The 22,968-nt window shown below is 73.0% G+C and carries 19 protein-coding genes and 1 pseudogene; 14 read left to right on the forward strand and 6 right to left on the reverse strand.

Annotation, left to right across the window (positions count from 1 at the left end):
• The first annotated feature begins 172 nt into the window (after positions 1-172).
• The 7 genes from lanL to tatA all read left to right on the forward strand — a co-directional run bounded on the left by lanL (position 173) and on the right by tatA (position 7,467).
• Positions 173-2,836, forward strand: coding sequence for a class IV lanthionine synthetase LanL (lanL, locus tag FKN01_RS06045; RefSeq protein ID WP_143617170.1), 2,664 nt, complete (start codon positions 173-175; stop codon positions 2,834-2,836).
• A gap of 45 nt (positions 2,837-2,881) precedes the next feature.
• Positions 2,882-3,043 (forward strand): VenA family class IV lanthipeptide, encoded by a 162-nt coding sequence (locus tag FKN01_RS32460; RefSeq protein ID WP_185992761.1) that lies wholly within the window; start codon positions 2,882-2,884, stop codon positions 3,041-3,043.
• A 38-nt stretch (positions 3,044-3,081) separates the two neighbouring features.
• A complete protein-coding gene (locus tag FKN01_RS06050) occupies positions 3,082-4,116 on the forward strand; it encodes an ATP-binding cassette domain-containing protein (RefSeq protein ID WP_143617172.1) in 1,035 nt (344 codons plus the stop codon).
• Positions 4,113-4,967 carry an ABC transporter permease gene (locus FKN01_RS06055; protein ID WP_143617174.1) on the forward strand — a complete coding sequence of 285 codons (855 nt, stop codon included), beginning with the start codon at positions 4,113-4,115 and terminating at the stop codon, positions 4,965-4,967. Before FKN01_RS06050 ends, FKN01_RS06055 begins: the two co-directional genes overlap by 4 nt.
• A gap of 193 nt (positions 4,968-5,160) precedes the next feature.
• Positions 5,161-6,156 (forward strand): DUF3533 domain-containing protein, encoded by a 996-nt coding sequence (locus tag FKN01_RS06060; RefSeq protein ID WP_143617241.1) that lies wholly within the window; start codon positions 5,161-5,163, stop codon positions 6,154-6,156.
• Positions 6,157-6,322: 166 nt separating this feature from the next.
• Positions 6,323-7,063 (forward strand): dienelactone hydrolase family protein, encoded by a 741-nt coding sequence (locus FKN01_RS06065; protein ID WP_143617176.1) that lies wholly within the window; start codon positions 6,323-6,325, stop codon positions 7,061-7,063.
• 212 nt (positions 7,064-7,275) lie between these two features.
• The gene (tatA, locus tag FKN01_RS06070) at positions 7,276-7,467 is read left to right on the forward strand and encodes a Sec-independent protein translocase subunit TatA (protein WP_143617178.1); all 192 of its coding nucleotides are present in this window, start codon (positions 7,276-7,278) and stop codon (positions 7,465-7,467) included.
• 132 nt (positions 7,468-7,599) lie between these two features.
• On the opposite strand, the pseudogene FKN01_RS06075 reads toward tatA, so the two are convergent.
• Both FKN01_RS06075 and FKN01_RS06080 read right to left on the reverse strand, forming a co-directional pair.
• Positions 7,600-7,740, reverse strand: a pseudogene (locus FKN01_RS06075) (TetR family transcriptional regulator); the annotation flags it as partial.
• Between the two features lie 99 nt (positions 7,741-7,839).
• Positions 7,840-8,679, reverse strand: a complete 840-nt coding sequence (locus FKN01_RS06080; RefSeq protein WP_143617180.1) for a helix-turn-helix transcriptional regulator — start codon at positions 8,677-8,679, stop codon at positions 7,840-7,842.
• A 164-nt stretch (positions 8,680-8,843) separates the two neighbouring features.
• Between FKN01_RS06080 and FKN01_RS06085 the strand changes: the two genes are divergently transcribed.
• On the forward strand, positions 8,844-9,641 hold the full coding sequence (locus FKN01_RS06085; protein ID WP_260696797.1) for an alpha/beta hydrolase: 798 nt from the start codon (positions 8,844-8,846) through the stop codon (positions 9,639-9,641).
• Here the strand turns inward: FKN01_RS06085 and FKN01_RS06090 are convergent.
• Entirely contained in the window at positions 9,625-10,677 is a 1,053-nt protein-coding gene (locus FKN01_RS06090; protein ID WP_398931211.1) for a glycoside hydrolase family 43 protein, read from the reverse strand. The genes FKN01_RS06085 and FKN01_RS06090 overlap by 17 nt on opposite strands.
• A 291-nt stretch (positions 10,678-10,968) precedes the next feature.
• On the opposite strand from FKN01_RS06090, the gene FKN01_RS06095 reads away from it, so the two are divergent.
• The gene (locus tag FKN01_RS06095) at positions 10,969-11,862 is read left to right on the forward strand and encodes a virginiamycin B lyase (RefSeq protein ID WP_143617186.1); all 894 of its coding nucleotides are present in this window, start codon (positions 10,969-10,971) and stop codon (positions 11,860-11,862) included.
• 209 nt (positions 11,863-12,071) lie between these two features.
• Here FKN01_RS06095 and FKN01_RS06100 read toward each other — a convergent pair whose 3' ends face one another.
• Positions 12,072-12,617: a hypothetical protein gene (locus FKN01_RS06100; protein ID WP_143617188.1), complete on the reverse strand. Its 546-nt coding sequence runs from the start codon at positions 12,615-12,617 to the stop codon at positions 12,072-12,074.
• Positions 12,618-12,698: 81 nt separating this feature from the next.
• Here FKN01_RS06100 and FKN01_RS06105 point away from each other — a divergent pair, with 81 nt between their 5' ends.
• The 4 genes from FKN01_RS06105 to FKN01_RS06120 all read left to right on the forward strand — a co-directional run bounded on the left by FKN01_RS06105 (position 12,699) and on the right by FKN01_RS06120 (position 19,201).
• Entirely contained in the window at positions 12,699-13,238 is a 540-nt protein-coding gene (locus FKN01_RS06105) for an O-acetyl-ADP-ribose deacetylase (protein ID WP_143617190.1), read from the forward strand.
• A 153-nt stretch (positions 13,239-13,391) separates the two neighbouring features.
• A complete protein-coding gene (locus FKN01_RS06110; protein ID WP_143617192.1) occupies positions 13,392-14,375 on the forward strand; it encodes a hypothetical protein in 984 nt (327 codons plus the stop codon).
• A 51-nt stretch (positions 14,376-14,426) separates the two neighbouring features.
• Positions 14,427-16,274, forward strand: a complete 1,848-nt coding sequence (locus FKN01_RS06115; protein ID WP_143617194.1) for an HSP90 family protein — start codon at positions 14,427-14,429, stop codon at positions 16,272-16,274.
• Between the two features lie 2 nt (positions 16,275-16,276).
• Positions 16,277-19,201: a tetratricopeptide repeat protein gene (locus FKN01_RS06120; RefSeq protein ID WP_143617196.1), complete on the forward strand. Its 2,925-nt coding sequence runs from the start codon at positions 16,277-16,279 to the stop codon at positions 19,199-19,201.
• Between the two features lie 345 nt (positions 19,202-19,546).
• On the opposite strand, the gene FKN01_RS06125 is transcribed toward FKN01_RS06120, so the two are convergent.
• The gene (locus FKN01_RS06125) at positions 19,547-20,173 is read right to left on the reverse strand and encodes a hypothetical protein (RefSeq protein ID WP_260696798.1); all 627 of its coding nucleotides are present in this window, start codon (positions 20,171-20,173) and stop codon (positions 19,547-19,549) included.
• Positions 20,174-20,391: 218 nt separating this feature from the next.
• Positions 20,392-21,645, reverse strand: a complete 1,254-nt coding sequence (locus FKN01_RS06130) for a glycosyltransferase family 4 protein (RefSeq protein WP_143617200.1) — start codon at positions 21,643-21,645, stop codon at positions 20,392-20,394.
• A gap of 492 nt (positions 21,646-22,137) precedes the next feature.
• Between FKN01_RS06130 and FKN01_RS06135 the strand changes: the two genes are divergently transcribed.
• Entirely contained in the window at positions 22,138-22,893 is a 756-nt protein-coding gene (locus tag FKN01_RS06135) for a class I SAM-dependent methyltransferase (RefSeq protein ID WP_143617202.1), read from the forward strand.
• Positions 22,894-22,968 lie beyond the last annotated feature (75 nt).

A 22,968-nucleotide genomic window follows, 5' to 3' on the forward strand; every position in this document is an offset into this window, starting at 1 on the left:
CGGGGCCGCTCCCGCACGTGCGCCTCCCCGCGCGCCGGGCGCCGCCGAACCCGGTCAGCGGCGATCCCCCACGCTCGCTGGAGCAGGTGATTCGAGCCGGGGCGCGTTCCCTGCCCACGTGACATGGGCAATTTCCGACCAGCGGTCCTCACCGTTGGGAGGGACACCCCACATGACGAGTCACGCGACCGAAGCCGCACTCGTAAGCCTTCTGAACCGAGCACTTCAGGCCACCCGCACCGGCGACCGCTGGACCACGCGGACCGACGAGGCATGGTGCCGCGTCGCCCCCCGTCAGGCCACCCGGCGCGACCAGGGCTGGAAGCTCCACCTGTCGGCAACGGCCGCCTCCGCACCGACGGTCCTCGTCAGGGCCCTGGACATCCTGCTGCCGGACACCTCGGCGTTCAAGTTCGCCCGGTCCCTCGACCAGGTGAGCACCCTCAACTCCCGCGCCACGCCCCGGGGCAGCTCCGGAAAGTTCATCACGGTCTACCCGCGCTCGGACGCCGACGCGGTCCGCCTCGCCCGCGACCTGCACGCGGCGACGGCCGGACTCGCGGGCCCCCGCATCCTCTCCGACCAGCCCTACGCCCCGTACAGCGTGGTGCATTACCGCTACGGCGCCTTCACCGGGCGGCAACGCCTCTCGGACCAGGGCCTGTTGATCTGGTACATCGAGGACCCCGACGGCAATCCGGTGGAGGACGAGCGCGGCGGCCGCTACGCCCCGCCCCCGTGGGCCGTCTGCCCGTTCCCCGCCACGGTGCCCCTTCCGCCCCCGGCGGCGGAGGCGGCGAGCGGCCCGGTCCTGCTCGGCGGCCGCTTCGCGGTACGGGAGGCGATCCGGCACACCAACAAGGGCGGCGTCTACCGGGCCACCGACGTCTCCACCGGCGCCCCCGTGGTCATCAAGGAGACCCGGCCCCATGTGGAGGGTGACGCGTCCGGGCGCGACGTCCGCGACTGGCTGCGCGCCGAGGCCCGGATGCTGGACAAGCTGAAGGGCACCGGGCTCGCCCCGGACGCCCTCGCCCTCTTCGAGCACGGCCGGCACCTGTTCCTGGCCCAGAGCGAGATCCCGGGCGTCAGCCTGCGCACCTGGGTCGCCGAGCGCTTCCGCGACCTCGGGGGCACGGAGTACCACCATGAGGCACTGGCCATGATCGCCCGGCTCGTGGACCTCGTCACGGCGGCCCACGCCCACGGCTGCGTCCTGCGCGACTTCACACCCGGAAACGTCATGGTCCGCCCGGACGGCGAACTGCGCCTCATCGACCTGGAACTCGCCGCCGACAAGACGGGCTCCTGTCTGCCGACCCGGGTGGGCACCCCCGGCTTCAGCGCCCCCGAACGCCTGAGGGACGCGCCGGTGTCCGTGACGGCCGACTACTACAGCCTCGGCGCCACCGCGTGCTTCGTCCTGGCCGGCAAGGTGCCGAACCTGCTCCCCGAGGAGCCCGCCACCAGGACCGGCGAGGAACGGCTAGCCGCCTGGCTCGACGCCTGCACCGGACCCGCCAGGCCCCCGGACGCCGTGGCGGAGATGATCACCGGGCTGATGAGGGACGAGCCCGCCGCCCGCTGGGACACCCGCCGGGCGCGCGAAGCCCTCCGCGGACCGGACACCGTCCGCCCCACGCGTACCGCACCGGTGCGGACGGCACGGGACGAGGACCTGGACCGTGCCGTCACCGGGCTCGTGAACCACCTGGTCGACACCCTGACCCCCACGGACGAACGGCGCCTGTGGCCCGTGTCCACCGCGGCCGGCGAGACCGACCCGTGCACCGTGCAGCAGGGGGCGGCCGGACCCCTGGCCGTCCTGACCCGGTACTTCGAACTGACCGGGGACCCCCGACTGCCCGAACTCCTCGCGACAGCCGGCCACTGGATCGCGGACCGCACCCGCCTCGAGACCACCCGCCCCGGCCTCCACTTCGGGGACCTCGGTACCGCCTGGGCGCTGTACGAAGCCGGCCGGGCCATCGCCGACCAGGCACTCGTCGACCACGCCCTCGCCCTCGCGCTCACCCCGCAGGAGCCCACACCCCACCACGACATCACCCACGGCACCGCCGGCAGCGGCATGGCCGCCCTCCACCTCTGGCAGCGCACCGGTGATCCGCGCTTCGCCGCGATGGCCGAGGACGCGGCCGACCGGCTGGCGTCCGCCGCACGGCGCGACCCCACGGCGGTGAGCTGGGCCGTCCCCGCCGAAGCGGTCCCCGGCGAGGCCGGCAAGCGGTACCTGGGCTTCGCGCACGGCTCCGCCGGCATCGGCTGCTTCCTCTTGTTCAGCGCGGTCGCCTCCGGGCGCCGGGACCACCTGCGGCTCGCGGTGGAGGCCGGCGAACACCTCCTGCGCAGCTCCGTACGGATCGGCGAGGCGGCCCAGTGGCCCTCCCAGGCCGGCGACGAACCCACCGCACCGTACTGGTGCCACGGCTCGGCCGGCATCGGCACCTTCCTCGTACGGCTCCGGCAGGTCACCGGCGACGACCGGTTCGGCGACCTCGCCCGCCGCAGCGCCCACGCCGTCACCGAACGCGCGCCCCGGGCCCCGCTGTCCCAGTGCCACGGCCTCGCGGGCAACGGCGACTTCCTGCTCGACCTGAGCGCCGCCACGGGGGAGCCCTCCCACCGCACCATGGCCGAGGCGATGGGCCGCCTCGCCGTCACCGAAGGCGCCCGCCGGCACCGGCACCTGGTCTTCCCCAACGAGTACGGCGACGTCTCGACCAGCTGGAGCGACGGATCGGCCGGAATCCTGGCCTTCCTCCTACGGCTCCGCCACCCGAGCTCCCGGCACTGGCTCGCCCAGCTGCCGGGCTGAGCGGCAGAGAACCTGCCGCCGAACCACAAGAAGAAGGAGAGAACCATGGAAATCCAGACCCAGGACCTCGAACTCCTCGCCCACCTCCACGCCCTGCCCGAGACCGACCCGGTCGGCGCCGACGCGGCGGCGTTCTCCGCCACCTGCGAGTGCGTCGGCCTCCTGACGGTCCTCAACACGGTCTGCATCGGCATCAGCTGCGCCTAGCACCGGCCCACCGTCCGGCGAACCAGAGGTGAGGACCGATGCGACTTCACACCGGCGGCGAGGAAATCGCCCCCGAGCACGCCCCCGCGGCCCCCGGCCGGCCCGAGTACGCCATCAGCACCCGCGGCCTGGTCAAGAGCTACCCCGGGCCCAAGGGCACCGTCACCCACGCCGTGAGCGGCCTGGACCTGGACGTCCACCGGGGCGAGACCTTCGCCTTTCTCGGGCCCAACGGCGCCGGGAAGTCCACCACCATCGCCATGCTCTGCGCCCTGGCCCGCCCCACCGCCGGCCACGCCACGGTGGCCGGAGCCGACGTGCGCACCCAGCCGCACCAGGTACGGCAGCGCGTCGGCATGCTCTTCCAGCAGAGCGCCCTCGACCCGGACCTGACACCCGAACAGAACCTCCGCATCCACGCACGCCTCTACGGAATGCGCCGCGCCCACGTCCGCCGGCGCACCGCCGAAGTCCTGGAAGTGGCCGGACTCACCGACCGGCGGTCCGCTCCCGTACGCACCCTGTCGGGAGGCATGCGGCGCCGCCTGGAAATCGCCCGTCAGCTCCTGCACGCACCCGGCGTGCTGTTCCTGGACGAGCCCACCACCGGTCTCGACCCCCACGCCCGCGCGCAGATCTGGGACCACCTGTACGCCCTGCGGGAGCGGAACGGCAGCACCCTCTTCATCACGACCCACCAGCTCGACGAGGCGGCGAACTGCGACCGCGTCGCCATCATCGACCGCGGCCGGCTGGTCGCCCAGGGCGCGCCCGGCGCGCTGAAGGCCGCCATCGGCGACGACCGGGTCGTGCTGCGCACCAGCCAGGACGACCGAGCACACCGAGTCGTCCACCGCATGGCTCCGCGCGGACACTCCGTGACCGTGGACGGCGACGGGATCTGTCTGCGGGTGCCCGACGGCAGCTCCTGGATTCCCCGCCTCTGCGCGGCCCTGGAAAGCCATGGCATCGCCGTCCGCGCCGCGTCCGCCACCCCGCCCACCCTCGACGACGTCTTCTTCCACCACACCGGCCGCAGCATCCACGGCGCACAGCCCGGAGGCGGCCGATGACCGCCCTCCCGCTCGGCGCGACCGGCACCGGGGACGGCACGCGGCCGTCCCGGCTGCGGCACGAACTGCGCGCGGTCCACGGCCTGATCCACCGGGACCTGCTCCGCCTGGCCGGCCAGCGCGCCCACACCGCGCTGATGCTGCTCCACCCCGTGCTGTACCTCATGATCCTGGGCGGCGGACTCGCCGCGCTGATCCCCGACACCACGCTGGGGGTCGGCTATCAGACCTACCTGTTCCCCGGCATGCTGATGATGACGGTGCAGACCCCGGCCATCCTGGTCGGCATCCGCCTGATCACCGACCGCCAGAGCGGCTATCTGCGCGAACTCCTCATGGCCCCGGTCAGCCGTACGACCCTGCTCCTGGGCAGCTGCGCCGGCGGCACCCTGGTCGCCACGATCCAGGGCGGAGTGCTGCTGGGCCTGGCCGGAATCGTCGGCCTTCCCTACGACCCGCTCCTCCTCGCGCTGCTCCTCGCCGGCATGAGCCTGATCTCCTTCACGATCACCGCCCTCGCGCTCACCCTCGCGGTGGGCCTGAGCAGACCCGAGACGTTCCACACCCTGCTCGGCGTGATGATGATGCCCCTGCTGTTCATCTCCGGCGGCTTCTTCCCCCTTCAGTCGCTGCCGGGCTGGATCGCCGCCCTGGCCGCCGTGAACCCGCTCGCCCACGGAGTCGACATACTCCGCGGCAGCATCGCCCTGCGGGCCCCGGACGCCGCGGCCGCCGGCGGCATCACCTGGGCCGGCCACCCACTCCCGCTGCCCGTGGAGGCGGCCCTGCTCCTCATCAGCGGCGCGGGCGCCCTGCTCTGGGCCGCTCGCCGGTTCGAACGGCAGGAGTGACCGGCCCGCACGGCCGGCGGTGCTGGGCCGAACGGGTGCCTACGGCATCGGCCATGCGTGTTCTCTCGGTGACGGGCGGGCCCGGCGTGAGGATGTCGGCGGAACGGGTGCACCGGTCAATCACGGCTGAGAGCGGGTACGTCACGTGGCGGATGCAAGGGGCTCGACGGCGCAGGTCGGCGCGTGGGCGGAGATGCGGGACGCGATCACCACCAGGGCCGTCCTCGTCATGGTGGGCGTACTGCTGCTCCAACTGGGCTTCGCCCTCTCCTACATGGGGGCGTTCCACGCTCCGAAGCCCCACCGCATCCCGATCACCCTGGTCGCCCCGCGCCCCGTGGAGGCCAGCCTGGTCGCCCGGCTCAACGCACTGCCCGGCGACCCGGTGCACGTCACCGCCGTACAGAACCGCGCGCAGGCCCGGACCCGGCTGCTGGAGCGGAAGACCGACGCCGCGCTGATCGTGGCGGTGACCGGGCGCACCGACACGCTGCTCATCGCCTCGGCCGGCGGTCCCTCGGCGGCCGACGCCGCCGCGAAGGTCGTGGCGGCCGTGGAGCGTACGCAGAACCGGGCGCTGACCGTCCGCGACATCCGGCCGCCCGCCGAGGGGGACACCCGGGGCCTCTCGTCGTTCTACCTGGTGCTCAGCTGGACGATCGGCGGCTACCTCGCCGCCTCGGCCCTGAACATGGCGGCCGGATCCAAGCGCCCCACGCTCCGGCGCTCCATCGTGCGGCTCGCGGCGATGGTGCCCTACGCCTTCGTCTCCGGCCTGGGCGGCGCCATCATCGTCGGCCCCGTGCTGCACTGCCTGCCGGGCGCCTTCTGGGAGCTCGTCGGCATCGGCACCCTGGTCGTCTTCGCCTCCGGTGCCGTCGGCGTGGCCCTGCAGTCGCTGGCCGGCACCATCGGGCTGGGCCTGACCATCCTCATCTTCACGATCCTCGGCAACCCGAGCTCGGGCGGCGTCTACCCGGCCTCCCTGCTGCCGCCCTTCTGGGCCGCGATCGGCCAGGCCCTGCCACCCGGCGCCGGGACGACCGTCGTCCGCAACACGGTCTACTTCGACGGCAACAACACCACGGGCGCCTTGTGGATCCTCGGAGCCTGGGCGTTCGCCGGGATCGCCGTGGCCCTGCTGGCCGCCGCCCTGCGCGGCCGTCGGGCCCGTACTCAAAGCCGTTAGGCGACCGTCGCGGCGCCCTGCTACATTCTTCCCGGCCGTGCGAAGGAACGAGGAGGTGGTACCCGTGAACGCAGTATCGACATGGGTGCTCCCCTCCGGGGTCGCGGTCGGGCGGTAGGCAGGTCGCCTGGGAGCGCCGTTGTGTGCACTCCCGAAAGGCACGATCATGCATTTCACCTCCGAGCAGCGCCTGGACGACGGCGTACTCGAACGCTCCTTCACCCTCGGTGACATCCCGGGCATCCTCTGGACGCCCGAGTCCGCGTCGGCGTCCGCCCCGGTGCCGCTGATCCTCCTCGGTCACCCCACGCTCGGCCTGCGGAGGATGTATCCGCGTCTGGCCGGCCGGGCCCGGCACTCCGCGGCGGACGGCTTCGCGACGGCCGCCGTCGAACTCCCCGGCTGCGGCGAGAGGCCCCGGCTGCCGGCCCTCGACCGGGCGCGCGCCGGCATGCGCCGGGCCCTGCAGGCGGGCGAACCGGTCACCGACGAGCTCATCGACGCGGTCGTCCTCCCGCTGGTCGACCGGGCGGTCCCGGAGCTCCGGGCAGCCATGGACGCGATCCTCGCGCTCCCCGAGGTCACCGGTCCGGTCGGATATTCGGGCGGTGTCATCTCCATCGGCGTCAGGCTCGCGGCGGTCGACCCGCGCATCGTGGCCGCCGGCCTCTTCGCCGGCAGCTTCATCCCGCGCGCCACGTACGAGGAGGCCCGCCGGCTCACCATCCCGCTGCACGTTCTGCTGCAGTGGGACGACGAGGGGAACGACCGGCAGGCGGCGCTCGACCTGTTCGACGCGTTCGGCTCCGAGGAGAAGTCGCTGCACGCCAACATGGGCGGCCACACGGGCGTTCCGGCGTACGCGGGAGCCGCGGCGGCCCACTTCTTCACCCGGCACCTGAAGTAGCACGGTGGAGGCGCGGCCGGAGAGCCGGCCGTGCCTGCCGCAGCTCCGGACCGTCAAGATCAGGAAGGGGGCCACCGCGACGGCGGATGCCGGCTTCGTGGAGCTCTGACCACGTCCCACCTGGCCGAACCGCGCACAGCTCCGGCGCCTAAGGTGTCTGCTGGACGCGCGTGTCCCCGCAGGCGCGGACGGCAACGAAGGAAAGAGGTGACGTGATGCTCCGCAACGGCTTGGAACCGTGGCACCTGCTCATCGTGGCGCTGGTGGTCATCATGGTGTTCGGCTCGAAGAAGCTCCCCGACATGGCGCGCTCCCTGGGCAAGTCGGCCCGCATCCTCAGGAGCGAGGCCAGGGCGATGAAGGCCGAGACGGGCACCGATCCCGCCGCGCCGGGGCACTCGTGACCCACGCGGAGAGGGCCGGGGCGGCGGCGCGCGACCAGCCGCCGCCGCCCCGGCCCCTTCGCATGCCCGGACAGCCCGGGCCGGCGCGCACGACGGCCTCGATGCGGCCGGGGGTGGGACGCGAGAATGCCCGCCCTCGGGGCGGTAGCCCTCCACCGCGCGCAGCAGCTCCGTCTTGCCGCGGAAGTGCCGGCAGAGGCCCGGCGAACCGGTCCCGAGGGACGCCGCCAGTTTCCGCACGCCGAACGACTCGGTCGCACTCGTACGCAGCAGTTCAGTGCCACACCCTGGACGCCTCCGGCAGGCCGCGGCCCCACCCCGCCGACGCGGCGCTGGGAGCCCTGTGCCGGGTCGCGAGGGACGGCTGACCGGTCACTCGCACAGGTGGCGCGGACCGAGTACGCGCAACTCGTCCAGCACCGCGGCCCTTCCGGGCGGAGGCGTGAAGATCCGCAGGCGCTGGTCCACCGCGGGGGTGGCCAGCACTTCGCAGTCCAGGTCGATTCTGCCCAGCTCCGGATGGACGAGCCGGTACGGGTGCGACCGCCGTACGGCGACCTCGTGCCGGTCCCACAGCGCGCCGAACTCCGTGCTCGCGGCCCGGCACCGCGCCACCAGCGACCGGGACGCCGCGTCGCCTCCGCGCCGGGCCGTCGCGGCCCGCAGGTCGGCCACCAACTGCCGTGACTGCTCCTCGTGTTCCTCGGCCGCGAAGTGGGCCCGGACCACCGGATCGGCGAACCAGCGCAGGACGACGTTGCGATCCTCCTCCGCGACCGAACACACACACCCGAACAACGCGAGCGCCAAGTCGTTCTGCGCCAGCAAGTCGCCCAGATCACTGACCACCTGGACGGGCACGCCGTCCAGCCGGTCGAGCAGGTACCGCAGGCCCGGGCGGAGATACCCGCCGGCCCGCGCACCCTCCGGCGGGCGGTGCCCGGCGAGCACGTACAGATGGTCCCGCTCGTCCTCGGTCAGCCGCAGCGCGCCGGCCAGTGCGGCGAGCACCTGGACGGAGGGCTGCGGACCACGGGCCTGTTCGAGTCGCATGTAGTAGTCGGCGGACATCCCCGCGAGGGCGGCCACCTCCTCGCGGCGCAGCCCCGGTGTCCGCCGCCTCGGCCCCTCGGTGAGCCCGACGTCGCGCGGCGTCAGCCGCTCCCTGGACCGGCGCAGGAAATCGGCGAGTTCCGGACGCTTCGGTGTCATGGCGTCCCCAGGATAACGGCCCCGGGCCCGCGCATCCTGGGACCGCCGGTCCTGGGCTCAGCGCTCCGCTCCCGGCCTCACCCCGGCCGCGGCACGATCGGCACAGGGCCCGTCCGGGGCCCGTCCGACTTCAGATCGGTGGTCGCATGATGAAGAAATCCACAGTGCCGGTTCCGGGCGCGCGGCTGCTCCACACCGTCCGGGGCGACGGCCCCGTGCTGCTGCTCATCGCGGGAGGCCACCACGGCATCGACGCCACCGAACCGCTCGCCCGCCACCTCGCCGACCGGTACACCGTCGTCACCTACGACCGGCGCGGCCTGTCCGGGAGCACGGCCGACGCCCCCGCGAAGACGCTCGCCACGCACGCCGAGGACGCCTCCAGCCTGCTCGGCAGCCTCGACCGGGAGCCCGCGCTCGTCTACGGCACCAGCATCGGAGCCCTCATCGCACTGGAACTGACCACCCGTCACCCCGAGCAGGTCGCGGCGGTCGTCGCCCACGAACCGCCCGTCCCGCACCTGCTCCCGGAACCCGGGCAGGGCCTCGGGCGGCTGCTCGCCGTCGAAGAGACCTTCCGGGCGCACGGCGCGGACGCGGCCATGCGCGCGTTCGCGGCCGACCTCGACATCGATCCGGCCGACTCCGAGCCGGACGTCTCGCCCCGCACCCCCCGGCCGGACCGCGTGCGGGACGCGGAGGTCCTGCTCACCTACGACCTGCCCGCGGTCAGGGCACACGTCCTCGACCTGGCCGCGCTCGCCGGCTCACCCGCCCGCGTCGTGGTCGCGGCCGGAGAGAAGTCGGGCCACCTGTGGACGTACACATGCGCCGAGCTCCTCTCCGGCGTGCTGGGGACACGTATGGTGACGTTTCCCGGCGGTCACAACGGATACGTGTTCCGGCCGCGCGCCACTGCGGAGCGGATCCACGAGGTGCTCGGTGTCACTCGAAGAACTTGAGGCCGTACCCGGTGTCGGTGTTCGGCCCGGGAACGTTGGCGCGGCTGTACGTGGTGTTGCCCCACCAGCAGAAGGAGCCGGTGTACCAATAGCGGTTGTCCCAGCTGTACGGGGTGCCCTTGGGCACCGCGTGGAACATCAGCGGGAAGGCGGGCCCGGCGGGCGGACTGGTGGCGATGTCCCCGTCGAGCAGTACGAAGGTGTGGTGGCCCGGGCCGTTCACGTACAAGGTGGGGTCCCAACCGGTCATCATCGTCGCGCGGTTGGAGCCGAACAGGCAGCCGTTGGACTTGTACCAGTCCCATACGTACGTCGGGTCGCCGCCCGCCCGGAGCCGTAGTTCGGCGATGCAGTACTGGTCGCTCCAACTTCCGTTCGCGGAATAGGTGATGTGCAGCTGCCCGTTCGGGTCCTTGATCGCTTCGGGGGCTTCGTTGATGAAGGGGTTGCCGACGACGCGCTCCCAGCTTTCCCTGGGCTGGGAGATGATGTACCGGGCGCCCGTGGGGGTGGTCGGGCTGCTCATCCGTGCGATGTAGAGGTTCTGCTCGACGTTGGTGGTGCCTGCCCAGCCCGACCAGACGAACCAGCGCTGTCCGTTGAACGTGAACATGGTGCCGTCGATAGCCCACTTGTCGTCGGGCAGGGCGAGCTTCGTCGCGGCGGTGTAGCCGCTGTCGGGGACGGCGGAGCTGATCACATACATACGGTGGGCGGCGCCCCGGCCGGCCGAGAAGTAGATGTAGTAGCGGCCGCCGTCCCGCACGATCTCCGGAGCCCAGATCTCGCCCAGGTTTCCGGTGTCCGACCACACCTGCCGGGCGGGGGCCGAGGCCAGACCACCGGTCGAGGACGCCTGCCGGACGTTGATCGCGGCACCGGTCGACTGGACGGAGATGTACGTTCCGCCCACGCGCAGCACGCTGGGGTCGGCGCCCCGGACGGCCGTCTGCCCCGCCTCGGCGGGCCGGGCGGAGATGAGCGACATCGTAAGGGCCAGCAGCATGGACAGCGCGAAGGCTGCCACACCGGACATCCGGGAGAGTCTCATGGCTTCCCTTTCCCGTGCGGAGGGCTCGTGGGGGAGGACTGCTTCCATGACCCTGTCCACGGAAGTGTGTGTTCATGTCAAATGCCGTCTTCTCGGCGGCTGGCCGGGGTGGGCGCAGGCTCCTCCCGGGTGCCGTTACGCCGGTCACCGCCGTGTGGAAGGCGCCGCGGCACCGGTACGGTCTACGCAAAGGCCGAAGGCCGCCACAGCGGACAGCCGGTGAGGAGCCGCGCACACGTTCCGGCCTCACCGACGAACACGAACAGAGGAAGCCCCGTGCACGACGCGCCCCGGGTATCGATCGAAGAGCACACGGTGTCCGGCCCCGAGGCCGGGCCGTACGCCCTCACCACGGGACCGGACGGCGCCCTGTGGTTCACCCTCGTCCACAGCGGCCGTATCGGCCGCCTCGTCCCCGGCGAGGCACCCACGGACCACCGCCTCGACCCCGACAGCGGGCCGACCGTCATCACACCCGGCCCGGACGGCGCCCTGTGGTTCACCGAGTACCGGGCCGACCGGATCGGGCGGATCACCACCGACGGCGCGATCACCGAGTTCGGCCTGCCCGGTTCCGGCAGCGGGCCGTTCGGCATCGCGGCGGGCCCGGACGGCGCGCTGTGGTTCACCGAGACCGCCGCGGACCGTATCGGCCGCATCACCGTCGACGGCGACATCGCCCGGTTCCCGCTCCCCGTCACCGGTGTGTATCCGTCCGCGATTGCCGCCGGGGGCGACGGCGGGATGTGGTTCACCCTCAACCAGGGCAACGCCGTGGGGCGGATCGGCATGGACGGCGAGGTCGTCGTGCATCCTCTGCCGACGGAGGCGGCGGGCCCGGTCGGCATCGCGGCGGGCCGCGACGGCGCGCTGTGGTTCACCGAGATCGCCGCCGGCCGGATCGGCCGGATCACCCACGACGGACACATCACCGAATTCCCGCTGCCCGACCGCGCCGCCCGGCCGCACGCCGTCACCGTCGACGGACAGGGCGCCGTCTGGTTCACCGAATGGGGAGCGAACCGCGTCGCCACGATCACCCCGGACGGCTCCGTCACCGCCCACGACCTGCCCACGCCGGACTCGGAACCGCACGGCATCGCCGTCGGCCCCGACGGCGCCCTGTGGACCGCGCTGGAAACGGGCGCGCTGGCCCGCGTCGCGCCGTAGGCCGCCCGGGAGAAGCGCCTTCTCGCACACGGCGAGGCCCCCGGCTCACCGCTCGCCGTGCTCGTCGGTTACTACCCGCCGCACCTCGACTCGCTCACCACCGGAGGCGGCGCGACGTCGTCCGCACGGACCGTGCGAGCCTGCCGCGGACCGGCCGGCGCCATGAACGGGACCGGCTCCCCGCTCCCGGCCAACTCCGCCTCCCCGTGTCAGTCGCCCGTGGACTCCGGAAAGGAGAAGTAGAGCGCGTCGCCGTAGAACGACGCGAAGTGCCGCTGCCAGTCGGCTCGTACGGAGGCCAGCCAGCCGTCCTCGCGGCCGGCGAGCGCCGCCTCAGCGAGGGCGACCGCCCCGGGAACGTCCTCGGACGCCAGGCGCCGCACGCTGGCCACCGGATCGTCGTCCGTCATCGAAACGATTTCGCCCGTCTCGAGAAGAAAGTGCCTCGCCTCCTGCTTCTCCAGGTGGGCCGTGGTCCTGGCCACGCACTCGGCGAAGTCGGCGTCGCCCTGAAGGCCGTCGCCGACCGCGCGCAGCACGTCACGGAGCAGCGCCGCCCCCTCGGCGTAATCCGCGGCGATGCCGATCGGGTGGTTCCAGATCATGGACGGGACGACCGTGGTTCCGCGCCCCACCAAGAGCTTGTGCGCGAGCGGGATGTCCCAGTTGTGCTCGGATATGCATCGGATCCGCTGCGGGATGTCCGCCTCGCTCGGTACCGAGTCCGCGGAGTAGAGATACGAACGATTCGCCATGCCGGCGAGGCTAGCAGCGGCGACTGACAACGCCGACGGACAACTCCCGCACGGCCACGGGAGCCAGGGCATGATGACCGCATGAGCAAGCCTCGCGACATCGACATCACCCTCGTACGGGGAGACATCACCCGCCAGTCCGTCGACGCCGTCGTCAACGCCGCGAATTCCTCACTCCTCGGCGGCGGAGGGGTGGACGGGGCGGTCCACCGCCGCGGCGGCCCCGAGATCCTCGCCGCCTGCCGCGAACTGCGCGCCTCGCGGTACGGCAAGGGGCTGCGCACCGGCCAGGCCGTCGCCACCACCGCCGGAAAGCTCGAAGCCCGCTGGGTCGTGCACACGGTCGGCCCGGTGTGGAGCCGGACCGATGACCGCTCGGCCCTGCTGGAGTCGTGCTACCGCGAATCCCTGCGCGTCGCGGCGGGATTGGGGGCGCGCACCGTCGCCTTCCCCGCCATCTCCACCGGTATCTACGGCTGGCCCATGGACGACGGGGCCCGCATCGCCGTCCGCACCGTGCTGGCGGAGGCAGCGCCACCCGTCCAGGAAGTGCGCTTCGTGCTCTTCGACACGGACGCCTACGGCGCGTTCCAGGAGGCCCTGGCGGCCGCTCGGCCCTGAGCGCCCCGGACCCGGCATCCGGCCGGGAAGGCGGGAAACCGCGCCGGTGCCGGGAGGGAGTATGAAGCAGTCGTGAAGACCCTGAGGAGCCGTTGTCGGTGGGGCCGCTTATGCTGCACCGAACGATCAAGCGGGACCAGGGGAGGGCGCGGCATGTTCGGCAAGCTGTTCGGCAGGGCTGAGGGAAGACCGGAGGCCGGCCCGCACGCGCTTCCCACCCCCCGCAAGCAGAACGGTATGTACACCCTGCGGGCGCTCGGGGACGTACGGGTGCTCGCACTGGTCGAGGCAGCCGAGGCGGGGGACTGGGCGGCGGTCAAGGCGGCACTGACGCCCTTCGACCTCGGCCGCGACCACCAGATCCTGAACGAACTCGAGGAAATCGACGGCGTGCAGGACTGGATCGGCCGGGCGGCCGAGGAGGACGAGGAGCACCGGGCGACCGCCCTGCTCATCGCGGGGGCACGCCACATCAAATGGGGCTGGGAGGCACGCACCGCCGCCCGCGCGTCCCGGGTCACGCAGGAGCAGTGGCGGGTCTTCCACGAGCGGCTCCGCATCGGTGAGGAGCAACTTCTCGAAGCGGCCGAGCTGCGGCCCGAGTGGGTCACACCATGGCGCCGGCTCCTCACCTCGGGCCGGGGCATGTCCCTGGGCGCCGACATCACGGAGGCCCGGCGCGACGCGGCCCTGCGCCGCGCTCCGCTGGACCTGGAGACCCACATCGACTGGATCTCCCAGCTGCAGCCCCGCTGGGGCGGTGAGCCGGGCCAGGCGCTGCGGTTCGCCCGCGACGCGTACGCGCACGCCCCGGAAGGCGACCGGATCGGCTGCGTGATACCCATGGCGCACATCGAGGACTGGGTGGAATCGGACGAGACCGGCTGCCTGCAGACCGATGAGATCCGGGAGGAGCTGCGCCGCGCGGCCGAGCGCAGCATCCTCCACCCCGCCTACGAACGGCGCCCGGGCTGGCAGCACGACTTCAACATCTTCGCGATGGCCCTCTCACTGGCCGGCGAACGTCAGACGGCGAAGCGGGTCTTCCACGCGCTCGACGGTGCCTTCACCAGCTGGCCGTGGGCCTACTTCGGTGACCCGGAGAAGCAGTTCGCCCGCCACCAGCGCCGCGCCTGACCCACCCGCAGGCCCTTCCACCCGCCCGCTCCTCCCTCTCCGGACTGCCCGATGACAGCACCCGACACCGCCTCGCGACCGACCGGCGACGACCGCACCTTCCAGGTGGACCTGCGCGGTCTCGTCGACCTCCTCTCCCACCACCTCTACTCCAGCCCGCGCGTCTACCTGCGCGAACTCCTGCAGAACGCCGTGGACGCGCTGACCGCCCGGCACGGTCTCGAACCCGGCGCCCCCGCCGGTGCGTTCGGCATCCGCCTGTACGCCGACGGGTCGGTCGTACGCGTCGAGGACGACGGCGTCGGTCTCACCGAGACCGATGTCCACGCCTTCCTCGCCACGATCGGCCGCAGCAGCAAGCGCGCCGAGCGGATCGCCGAGCAGCGCGGCGATTTCATCGGCCAGTTCGGCATCGGGCTCCTGTCCTGCTTCCTGGTCGCCGACGAGATCCACGTCCTCAGCCGCTCCGCCCGCACCCCCGGCGCACCCGCCGTGGAGTGGCGGGGCCGCGGCGACGGCAGCTACACCGTCCGCACCCTGCCCGCCTCCGCCCGCCCGGAGCCCGGCACCACCGTCACGCTCACGCCGCGCTCCGACGCGGGGGAGTGGACCCGCCCGGCCCAGGTCGCCGCCCTGGCCCGGCACTTCGGCTCGCTGCTGCGCCACCCGGTGACCGTGGACGACGGCAAGGGCGGCCCGGCCGCGCGGATCAACCCGGAGCCCGCACCCTGGTCCCGCACCTACCCGACCCCGGGGGCCCGCTCCCGCGCCCTGGCCGCCTACGGCACGGAGGTCTTCGGGTTCGAGCCGCTGGACACCCTCGATCTCGACCTGCCCGCCGTCGGGCTCAAGGGCATCGCCTGCGTGCTGCCCGAGGCGGTGCCGACCGGCCGCCGCCACGGCCACCGCGTGCACGTCAAGGGCATGCTGCTGTCGGAGCAGGCCGAGGAGATCCTGCCGGACTGGGCGTTCTTCGTCCGCTGCGTGGTCGACGCCGAAAGCCTGCGCCCCACGGCCTCCCGCGAGTCCCTGTACGAGGACGACACCCTCGCCGCCGTCCGCGACGCCCTGGCCGAAAAGCTGCGCTCCTGGATCTCCCGCATCGCCGCCAGCGACCCGGAGCTGCTCGCCCGTTTCCTGGGCGCCCACCACCTGGCCGTGAAGTCGCTCGCGGTGCACGACGACGAGATCCTGCGGATGCTGCTGCCCTGGATCCCGTTCGAGACCACCGACGGCTCCACCACCCTGGACGAGTTCGCCCGTACGCACCGGACCGTGCTCGTGACCTCCAGCGTGGAGGAGTTCCGGCAGGTCGCGGCGATCGCCTCGGCCGCCGGGCTCGGCGTCGTCAACGGCGGCTACACATACGACCGGGAACTGGTCCACCGGCTTCCCGAGATCCGGCCCGAGGTCACCGTCGCCGACCTCGACCCCGCGACGCTCACCGCCCACCTGGACCCCGTCGACCGCGAGACGGAGCTCGCCGCGGCCCCCTACCTCGCCCTGGCCCGCGACGCCCTCGCGGTCTTCGACTGCGACGTCGCCCTGCGCACCTTCCAGCCCGCTTCCGCCCCGGCCCTCCTCATCGACAGCCGCGACGCCCGCCACGAGCGCACCCGTTCCCAGCTCGCCCGCGAGCAGCAGGGCGGGGTGTGGGGCGACATCCTCGGCGCCCTGCGCCAGGAGGTCCCGCGCGCCCAGCTGATCCTCAACCAGCTCAACCCGCTGGTCCGCACCGCCGCCGCCATCGATGAGCCGGAGCTGGCCCGGACCAGCGCCGAAGCCCTGTACGGGCAGGCCGCGATGCTGTCCCGGCGCCCGCTCAGGCCCGCCGAGACGAGCCTGATCAACCGCTCATTCCTCGATCTCCTCGCCCACGCCCTCCGCAAGGACAGCTGACGATGCCGACCGCACCCCAGAACACCGACGAGCTGTACGACGCGCTCCAGGAGAACCAGCAGCGCCCCTACGGCCGCGCCCGCACCGTCGCCGCCGAGGAACTCGCGGAAGCGGCCGAGCGGTTCGAGGACCCCCTGGCCCTCGTCCGTGCGCTCTTCGAACTCCAGGAGGCCTACACCTACGGCTCCGAACCCCGCAAGGCACCCGTCGTCTTCGCCCGCCTGCTCACCCTCTTCGACGAGCAGCCCGACGTCTTCACCGACCGCCTGCGCCATCTGCTGTTCTGGCGGTTCAAGTGGGTGGCGGACTCCCTGCGCGCCCTGCCAGAGATTCCGCTGACCAGCCTGCGCCAGTGGCTCACCGAGATGCGGGACCGCTACGAGAAGGCCGGCCTCGCCCTCCAGCCGTACTACGCGCAGACCTACCAGCTCGCCGCCCACACCGGCGAGGACACCGCCCCCGCGTACGAGCTGTGGGCGGCCCGCACCCGCACCCCGTTCAGCGACTGCGAGGCCTGCGAGATCTGCGAACGGGCCCTCCACCACCTGGCGGCCGGCGACGACGCCCGTGCCCTGCGCACCTGGCAACCCGTCCTCGACGGCAAGGAGAGCTGCCAGGAGGAGCCCGCCCGCTCCGTCTCGCACGCGCTGCTGCCCCTGCTGCGCACCGGCGACACCGAGCGCGCCCGCGCACTGCATCTCGCCGGCTACCGAGGCTGCCGCCGCAACCCCTCGATGGCCGGGGAGGTCGGCCGTCACCTGGAGTTCTGCGCCCTGACCGGCAACGAGGCCCGAGGTCTCGAACTGCTCGCCGAGAACCGCGTCCTGTTCGCCGAGGTGGACTCGCCGCTGGACCAGCTGGCCTTCCTCACCGGCGTGGAGGTCCTGCTGCGGCGCGTCGAATCCCTCGGTCACGGCGAGCTCCCGGCCGCCGGATACCCGGGCCGCACCTGGACCGTGACCGGCCTGTGCGCCGAGGTCCGGGACCGTGCCGACGACCTCGCCGCCCGCTTCGACGCCCGCAACGGAACCACGGCCCACGCCGACCGGCGCAAGGCCCGCCTCGACCGCGCACCGCTGCTGGACGCGCTGGAGCTCACCCTCCGCACCCGCGCCCTCGACGACCTGGCCCCGGCCGCCCCGGCCGCCGCACCCCCGGCCCACCAGACGCCCGCCGTCCCCGACACGCTCCCCGAGCTCATCGCCCGGGCACGCGAACTGGACGAGCAGGGACACCCCGACGCGCAGGCCTGCTGGGACCGGCTGCGCGCCCTGGTCGCCGCCGACGACTACACCCACCCCGAGGACCCGGCCGTGGGCCCGCTCGCGAGGCTGCGGGCCGACCTGCTGGCCGACGAGGCCGTCGGCGCCGCCCAGAGGGACGACGACGCGCAGGCCGCCGCCCTCTACGAAGAAGCCGCCGTCCTGTACGAAACGGCCGGGGTGCCGGGTGACGCGGCGGTCGTCCGCGCCGCCGGCGCACTCGCCGTGATCGAGGCAGATGACGAGGCCGCCGACACCGACGAGAAGGCCGGGCAGCTGACCACCGGTCACGCGCGCGTGGTCCGGCTGCACGAGGACACGCCGGGGCTCACGCCGTGTCAGGAGGGCCGTCTGCTGCGCCTGCGAGCGAGCGCGCTCTGCCTGCGAGCGCAGCTCACCAGGAGCGAGGAACACCTCGCGGCAGCGGCGGCGGAAGTGGAGCTGCTGCACACGTTCGCCACCCGGCACGACCTGAAGGCCCAGATATCCGGCGCCGTCCTGCTGCGGGCCGGCACCCACGCCCTTTCCGGCGACCTTCCCACCGCCCTCGCCGTGCTCGACGCCCACCTCGACCGGCTGCGGCAGCACGGCCCCGCCTGGCATCTGCCGCGCACACTCGGACTGCGTGGCCGGTTCCACATGGGCGCACGGGACGCGCGGGCCGCGTACGCGGAGCTGTCCGAGGCGGTACGCGTGGCAGCCGAGTGGCCGGCCAAGGTCTCCGACACCGCCAGTATCCATGGCGACCTGGCCGAGGTGTGCATGCACCTGGGCCGCCCCGAGGAGGCACTGCGCCACCTGACGCGTTCCGCCGAAATCGACCTCCGGCAGGGCAAGCGGACGGGCGCGTTCTGCACCTACAGCAACGCCGCCCAGCTCAGCCTGGACCTGGGGCGGGTCGAGGACGCCATCGCCCTCCTCGACTCCGTCCTGGCCGAACCGGACGTCGCCGCCGGCGAGCTGGCCGACCGGCTCGCGGCTCAGCTGCGCCTGACCCGCGCCCGCGCCCTGCACGCGGGGGAGGACCTCAAGGCCGCCACGGCGGAGTTCGTCGCCCTCGCCGCCGAGTCGGCGGACTGGGACGACGACCCCGGCAGCCATGCCATGATCGCCGCGGAGACCGCCGTGCTCCTCGGGGAAGCCGGCGACTTCGACCGGGCCGGCGAAGCCCTCGGACAGGCGCTGGCCGCTCACTCCCGCGCCCCGCGCTACGAGCAGCTCAGCAACGCCCTGCGCGAACTCGCCCGCCTCCAGGCCGAGCAGCAGGGCGCCGACGGCCTCCCCGGTGCCCTCGCCCGCCTCGCGGACGCCGGCCGGATAGCCGACGAGGCCCGGGCCGCCGGGTACGAGCCCCACGGCCGCTCCCTGGAGACGGCCCTCGCCTACGAGCACGGCCGCGTCCACGCCTACGCCGGAGAGTACGAGGACTCCCTGGCCGCCCTGGAGAAGGCCCTCGGCCGGCTCGGCGAGCCGGGACCGGAGAACGCCGGCGAGTGGGCCGAGTGCGTCCGGCTCGCCGGCGTCGTGGAGGGCCTCTACCTGGAACGGACCGCCCCCGCCCTCGCCCGCCTCGACGCGGCGATCCCGCGCCTGGCCGCCCTGGGCCACGCCGAGGAGACGGAGCCCCTGGCCGCGCTGGCGGCCCGGCTGCGCGAAGGGCAGTGACACACCGAGCCCGCCGGGTCCGAGCACGCACGCGGAGACCCGGCGGGCTCCGGTACCCAGTCGCGGCGGAGCCGGACCACCCGGTGAGCCGGGCACGGGGGCCCCAGGCGGGATCGGGCGAGCCCGCCGGCGGACAACGGGACCGCGCCCACTCGGCCGCCGTAGCACACCCCGGAACACGCGGCCGGACTGAGCCACCGTCCGCACGGACCGCGCTCTCGCGGCGAACTCCGCCTCCCGCGACGCAGGGATCGCGGCCGGCTGCTCACCCCCCCCACCCCCGCCGTGCTGCAGGGCGACCGCCTGCCGCGATGTCCGCCGCGCGCCCCCGGGCACGGGGCACCTTCACCCCGAACGCCGCGGGGTCACCTCCACGGAGAGATCGTTGTCGAAGGTGTAGTACGGGCGGACCGACACCCCGCCCAGCGTGGTGGCCGGATAGACGAACACCGACTTCCGGTCCGCGATGTCGTCCAGCAGCCGGGCCACCCGCACCCGAGGCGCACCGGCGGACGGATGGACGAACACGTCCCAGACCTCGGGCGCGCCCCCCGCCACTTCCGCCAGGAGATCCCCGTAACCGACGGTGAACGTGAAGTCCTGGCCCCCCTCGGCGCTCACCACGCCCCGCACCACCGCCGACCCCCGCCCGCGCCGGACCAGCGACACCTCCGCGCCCTCGTCCAGCCCGGCACCGTACAGCCGCGCCGTCGCCGTCATGGCGTCACGTCCGACGGTGATCCGGCCGGCCTCCACATGCGGGGCACGCCGCCAGGCCCGTATGGCGAGCCGCCCGTCCTTCGTGGCGTACGGAATCCGGACCGCCACCTGCGCGCCCTGTACGGCGTCCCCACCGGACACCAGGCCGCGCAGATCGCGCAGGCCGGGCAGCAACGGCAGACGCTCCCCGTCCGGTCCGGGCACGACATAGACGTCCCAGCGGCCTTCCTCGAAGGCGGGCTCGGCCGCCACTGAGGTCTGCCACTCCTGTGGCCCCACGGGCGCCAATACGAACGAGCGCCCCGCCTCCGCCGACTGCCCCTTCCCCGGGCGCGGCTGAAGCAGCAGCCGCGGCTGCGCCGAGGCCGGCCCCGGCAGCTGGACGCGTACGAGCAAACACCCTCCGGGCCGGGCCGTCACCGAGCCGCGGGGCATTTCCCCCACTCCGTTCACACCCTCGACATCGCCACTCATCGTCGCGCCCTCCGTGCGGCCCTCATGACGCTGCCGGCCGCGACGAGCACGGCGTCCCGGGCGGCGAAGCCGCTGCTCGCCAGGGTGTGGGACGTCCCGGCCACCGGTCGGCCCTCGCGCCGGGCGGCCAGCAGCTCCTCGAATAGTCGTTCCGCCCGGCCCACGACGTGCTCGGGGCCGAAACGCCGGGAGTTCTCCAGCGCGTTGCGCCCCATCGAGCGGCGCAGTTCGTCGTCACCGACGAGGTCCAGCAGAGCGCCCGCCAGGGCGTCCCGGTCTCCGACCGGCACCAGACGGCCGTCCTCCCCGTCGGCGATGATCTCGCGTGGGCCGTACGGGCAGTCGGTGCTCACGACGGGCAGCCCGCAGCGCATCGCCTCGACGATGGTCATGCCGAAGGACTCGAACTCGGAGGTCACCGCCGCGATCGACCCCTTGACCCACTCGGACTCCATCGGGGTCACCGCACCCATCAGGAACACGTTGTTGTACAACCCGAGCCGGTCGATGTGCGCGCGCAGCCGCTCCCGCTCCTCACCCCTGCCGTAGATGCGCAACTGCCAGTCGGGATACGCCGCCGCGACTGCGGCGAAGGCGTCGATCAGCAGGTCGAACCGCTTGACCGGCGTCAGCCGCCCGGCGGCGACCACGATGCGTCCCCGGCCGTCCGCCGGCGCGAGTCCCGGAGCCGGGACACTGTTGGGCAGCGCCTGCACCCGTACGCCCGGCAGTCGCATCGTGCGCCGGTAGACGGCCGAGTCGGCCTCCGTCACCGGGGTGATCGCGTCCAGCCGCGGATAGGCCCGGCGCAGCGCCTTGCGCAACCGCGGCGGGTGGTGGCCGAGCGCGAGGTGTTCCTGCCCCACCCGCACCGAACGCGCGGGCGCGTGGACGGCGAGGTGGACGTTGAGCCCGGGCCGTGTCCCCACGACGACATCGGCGTCGAGCGAGGCCAGTGCCGCGCCGATGCGCTCATCGGTCAGGGCGCTGTACTCGCTGTAGCGGTACTCGGACGAAGGGAAGACCTCGGCCGGTGTCAGATGCCGCGGATCGTCCTTCTCGTGCCGCAGATCGACCAGAGGGCGAAGCCGCACGCGCGGATCGAGTGCGATGCTCGGGCGTTCTCTGCTCCGCAGCACGGAGATGATCTCCACCTCGTGCCGATCGGCCAGTGCCCGAGCCAAGTTGAACGTGGTGGTGATCGTCCCTCCGATCGCGTACGCGTTGTGGATGAGGAATGAGATTCGCATGCAGTACAGGACGATCGGCTCAAACGTATGGTTGCCCGTCCGGTTGCACGCGACGCCCAACTGCCGCGTAGACATGGGCAGATGCTCCACGAGCCGTTCATGCTCGTGTCCGGACGCCCCGTAACGGCCCCTGCGTCGGGATCGGCTGCCTGAGGTTCACCGGGTTGCCGTCGGGGTCCAGGACATGGGCGACACGCTGTCCCCACGCCATGCGACCGCCTTGCCCGGCGAACTGCGCCCCGGACCGGGTGCCTCCTCGGGGGCCGGAGTGCGAACTCGTGGGAATTGTCCGCCCGGCGCGACCGGGGACGGCCCTTTCCAGGCTGGTGCCGGGCAGCCGAACGGACGCGGGGCAGGGGCGGGGCGGTGGGATGCCCGTGCGGTGCGCGCAGGCCGGGGGGGCGGGGCGTTCCGGCCGCCGGGGCATGCGGACCGGCCTGGTCCTGTGCCGTCAGCGTTCCTAAGGTCGGACATGTGCGAAAGGAGGCCCGGGTGGACCGGTCCGTGGGTACCGTCGAGGATGTTCTCGCACTCCTGGACGGGTTGTTCGTGTCCGAAGCCGGGAGCGGCCGGTCGGCGGCCGGCGACGGCGAGACCTTCTGGGACCGGTTCTACTCCGACCGGTCGAGGCCTGCCCCGTTCTTCGCGGCCAAACCGGACGAGAGCCTGGCCGACTGGCTCGACCAGGGCTTGATCGGACCCGGCCGGGCCCTGGACCTGGGATGCGGGGCGGGCCGCAATGCCCTGTACCTGGCCTCGCACGGGTTCGAGACCGACGCCGTGGACCTCTCCCCGGTGGCCATCACGTGGGGCCGGGAACGCGCCCGCGACGTGGGGGCCGACGTCCGCTTCGTGTGCGGCGACGCGTTCTGCCTGCCGGCCACGGAGCTGAGCGGGCCGTACGACCTGGTCGTCGACTCGGGGTGCTTCCACCACCTCGCACCGCACCGCAGGGTGAGCTGTCTCACCCTGCTCGACCGCGTCCTGGCGCCGGGCGGCCGTCTCGCCCTGACCTGCTTCGCGGCCGGTGAGGCGGGAATGGGCTCCGAGCTCGCCGACGCGGATCTCTACCGCGAACGCCGGCTGGGAGGCGGTCTCGCCTATACCCCTGAATCGCTGCGCCGGATCTTCTCCGACCTCGTGGAAGTCGAACTGCGCCGCATGCGGGACGAGCCACCCGAGTCGCCGCACTTCGGCGCCGGATTCCTGTGGACTGCCTTGTTCCGTACCTCCTCGGGGGCGGCTTAGAGGTCCTAACAAAGGCGTTGGACGTGTCGGTGGGTGATCAGGCAGGTCGCGAGGCCGAGGAAGGCTTCGTGGATG

The sequence above is a fragment of the Streptomyces sp. 130 genome, assembly GCF_007096885.1.
GTDB lineage: Bacteria > Actinomycetota > Actinomycetes > Streptomycetales > Streptomycetaceae > Streptomyces.